Source organism: Sphingomonas bacterium, from assembly GCF_903643065.1.
Classification (GTDB): domain Bacteria; phylum Pseudomonadota; class Alphaproteobacteria; order Sphingomonadales; family Sphingomonadaceae; genus Sphingomonas.
This window is the reverse complement of sequence record NZ_CAHJWX010000332.1, coordinates 1-3,463: the sequence shown is the minus strand read 5'-3', so window position 1 is coordinate 3,463 and position 3,463 is coordinate 1. Positions and strand designations below refer to the sequence as shown.

Sequence of the window (3,463 nt, the reverse complement as noted above, 5' to 3'; positions counted from 1 at the left end):
CAGCGGTCGAGCTCGTCGGCGAGCGCGTAGACCGACCCGCGTCCGCGCCCGGGCAGCCGGTGGATCGGCAGGCCGCGTTCGGCCGCCCACCGCATCGCGGTGCGCTCGTCGCGGCGCAGATGGCCGGCGATCGCCTTCCAGCCGTTCAGCATGCCCCCACGCACCCTCGACCCCGACCTGACGACTCACCGCCGCCGGCCGGCGCAGTGTCGTACAGCGCGACCGGCCCGTAAAGGACCATGCCGGGGCCACCATCCGTCCCGTTCTGGAACCGACATCGGCGATGTCACATCAATGCCGGGACTTGTCGAATGCGGCTTCGTAGCCGGGTCGGTCCAGGGAAGAAGGGTCGATCCGTTCACGATGAGCTACAGCCCTGCTTCCGCGCCGCGATGCCGGCGACGCCCGCGCTCAATCCGCCGCCAGCGCCGCGGCCAGCGCATCGCGGATCGCGCGCAGCGTCGCCGTCGGGTCCGCCGCCGGTGGCGCCTTTAAGCCCAGCAGCTGCTGCGCGCCCTTGATCGTATAGCCGTCGCGGTTGAGCACCTGGTCGATGCGCTTGACCAGCGCGATGTCGGCGGCGCGGTAATAGCGCCGCCCGCCGGCGCGGGTGAGCGGGCGGAGCTGCGGGAAGCGGCTTTCCCAATAGCGCAGGATGTGCGGCGCCAGCCCCAGCTCGCGCGACAGCTCGCCGATCGTGCGGAACGCGCCGTCCGCCTTCGCGGGGCCGTCCGCCACCGCCTCAGCCGGCGGCGACGATGCGATCGCGCATCATCTGGCTGGCGCGAAAGGTCAGCACGCGACGCGGCGCGATCGGCACCTCGACGCCCGTCTTGGGATTGCGCCCGACGCGCTCGCCCTTGTCGCGCAGCACGAAGGTGCCGAAGCCGGAGATCTTGACGTTCTCGCCCCGCGATAGACCCGCGCACATCTCGTGCAGGATCTGCTCGACCACCTTGGCCGAATCGGCGCGGCTCAACCCGATCTCCTTGTTCAACGCCTCGACCAGGTCGGCGCGCGTCAGCGTGCCCACGGGTGTCATCAACACGGCGTCTGTCTCCCTTCCCCCACGGGTCATAACCCAGGTCATCGCCCGCGAAAACCCCGCGCGATCAATAGCGGACGATCGCCGCCCCCCAGGTGAAGCCGCCACCCATTGCCTCCAGCACCAGAAGGTCGCCGCGCCGCACGCGCCCGTCGCGGACACCTGCGTCAAGCGCCAGCGGCACGGACGCGGCGGAGGTGTTGGCATGCTGGTCGACCGTCACGATCACCTTCTCGGACGGCAGGCCCAGCTTGCGCGCGGTCGCGTCGAGGATGCGGGCGTTGGCTTGGTGGGGCACGACCCAATCGACCGCGTCGGCCGACAGCCCGGCCAGCGCCAGAGTCTCCGTCATCACCGCCGCCAGGTTGGTGACGGCGTGGCGGAACACCTCGCGGCCCTTCATCCGCAGCTTGCCGACCGTGCCCGTCGTGGAGACGCCGCCGTCGACATAGAGCAGCTCGTTGTGGCGCCCGTCCGCGTGGAGCCGCGTCGCGAGGATGCCCGCCCCGCCGTCGTCCGCCGTGTCCTGCGCCACCAGCACGATCGCGCCGGCACCGTCGCCGAACAGGACGCAGGTGGCGCGGTCCTCCCAGTCGAGGATGCGGCTGAACGTCTCCGCGCCGATCACCAGCGCGCGGGCGTGGATGCCCGTCTTGAGCATCGCGTCGGCGACCTGCACCGCGTACAGAAAGCCCGAGCACACCGCCTGGAGGTCGAACGCGACGCAATCGGGGATGCCCAGCGCCGCCTGCACCTTGGTCGCGGTGGCGGGAAAGGTCTGGTCGGGCGTCGCGGTGGCGAGCACGATCAGATCGATGTCGGTCGCCACCAGCCCCGCCGCCGCCAGCGCCGCCTTTGCCGCGTCGGTGGCGAGCGTGCCCGTCGTCTCGTCGGGTCCGGCGATGTGGCGGAAGCGGATGCCGGTGCGCTCGACGATCCATTCGTCGGACGTGTCGACCTCCCGCGCCAGCTCCGCGTTGGAGACGCGGCGCACGGGAAGCGCCGAACCGGTTCCCGCGATGACGGCGCGCCTCATGCCGGCGCTCTGCCGACACTTGGGCCGACGCTCGGGCCGAAGCTGAGCAGGTCGTCGGCGATGCGTCGCGTCAGGTCGCCCGCCGCCATCCGCGCGGCGTTGCCGATCGCGGTCGCGACGCCGCCGGCGGTGGCGCCGCCATGGCTCTTCACCACCACGCCGTTCAGCCCCAGGAAGACGGCGCCATTGTGGTTGTTGGGATCGAGATGATCGCGCAGCAACTGCGTCGCCGGGCGCGAGATCAGGAAGCCGATCCTGGACCGGGTGGACGAGGAGAAGGCGCGGCGCAGCAGGTCGGCGACGAACCGCGCGGTGCCCTCGGCGGTCTTGAGCGCGATGTTGCCCGCAAAGCCGTCGCAGACGATCACGTCATGGTCGCCGCGCGCCAGCCGGTCGCCCTCGACGAAGCCGGTGAAGGTCAGCGGCAGCGCGGCATCGCGCAGGCTGGCCGCCGCCTGCTTGATCTCGTCCGTGCCCTTCTGGTCTTCCGAGCCGATGTTGAGCAGCGCGACGCGGGGGCTGTCGAGGTCGAACAGGATGCGCGCATAGGCCGCGCCCATCACCGCGAACTGGACGAGGTTGCTGGCGTCCACCTCCGTGTTCGCCCCCAGGTCCAGCACCACCACGTCGTTGGCGCCCAGCGTCGGCAGCGGCGCCGCCAGCGCGGGCCGGTCGATGCCCGGCAGCGTGCGCAATGCCAGCTTGGCCATCGCCATCAGCGCGCCCGTATTGCCCGCCGACACGGCGGCGCCGGCCCTGCCGCGCTTCACCAGATCGATGGCGATCCCCATGGAGGTGCGCTTGGCGCGGCGGATCGCCTGGCTCGGCTTCTCGCTGCCATCGATCACCTCGGGCGCGTGCACGATCTCGGTGCCGGCGATCCCCGAATGGCGCGCGAGCTCGGGGCGGAGCACCGCCTCGTCGCCGACCAGCAGGAAGCGCAGGCCCCGGTGGCGTGCCCGCGCCAACGCGACTCCGGCCAGCATCACCGCCGGTCCCTCGTCGCCGCCCATGGCGTCGATGGCGATGGTGGACCCCTCGGTCATCGCGCGATCAGGTCTCGTCGTCCGGGTCAGGCCCCGGTCGCGAAGATCTCTCGCCCGTTATAATGGCCGCATGCCTGGCAGATATTATGCGGCCGCCGCAGCTCGCCGCAGTTCGGGCATTCCTGAAACGCCGGCGCGGTCAGCGCGTCGTGCGAGCGGCGCATGCCGCGACGCGAGGGCGAGGTCTTTCTCTTGGGGACGGCCATGGCTGGCGCCTTTTCCTTGAACGTGGTGGCAGCGTCGAAGCCGGTCGCGCGCCGGCCGGACCGACGCGGGCGTCCGGCCGGGCGCATCGCGAAGCGCGCGCCTATAGCCGAACGCGCCCGCGTTGCAAGC

5 protein-coding genes are annotated in these 3,463 nt (G+C 71.4%); all 5 read right to left on the bottom strand.

Annotated elements, in window-relative coordinates; all coding sequences use genetic code 11:
* Window positions 1-411 precede the first annotated feature (411 nt).
* The gene (locus HUU95_RS11485; RefSeq protein ID WP_174280232.1) at window positions 412-738 is read right to left on the bottom strand and encodes a MerR family transcriptional regulator; all 327 of its coding nucleotides are present in this window, start codon (window positions 736-738) and stop codon (window positions 412-414) included.
* A 4-nt stretch (window positions 739-742) separates the two neighbouring features.
* Window positions 743-1,042, bottom strand: a complete 300-nt coding sequence (locus HUU95_RS11480) for an integration host factor subunit alpha (protein WP_174280233.1) — start codon at window positions 1,040-1,042, stop codon at window positions 743-745.
* Window positions 1,043-1,112: 70 nt separating this feature from the next.
* A complete protein-coding gene (locus HUU95_RS11475) occupies window positions 1,113-2,081 on the bottom strand; it encodes a beta-ketoacyl-ACP synthase III (protein ID WP_174280231.1) in 969 nt (322 codons plus the stop codon).
* Entirely contained in the window at window positions 2,078-3,127 is a 1,050-nt protein-coding gene (gene plsX, locus HUU95_RS11470; RefSeq protein ID WP_174280230.1) for a phosphate acyltransferase PlsX, read from the bottom strand. Before plsX ends, HUU95_RS11475 begins: the two co-directional genes overlap by 4 nt.
* A 26-nt stretch (window positions 3,128-3,153) precedes the next feature.
* A complete protein-coding gene (rpmF, locus tag HUU95_RS11465; RefSeq protein WP_174280229.1) occupies window positions 3,154-3,333 on the bottom strand; it encodes a 50S ribosomal protein L32 in 180 nt (59 codons plus the stop codon).
* Window positions 3,334-3,463: the final 130 nt, after the last annotated feature.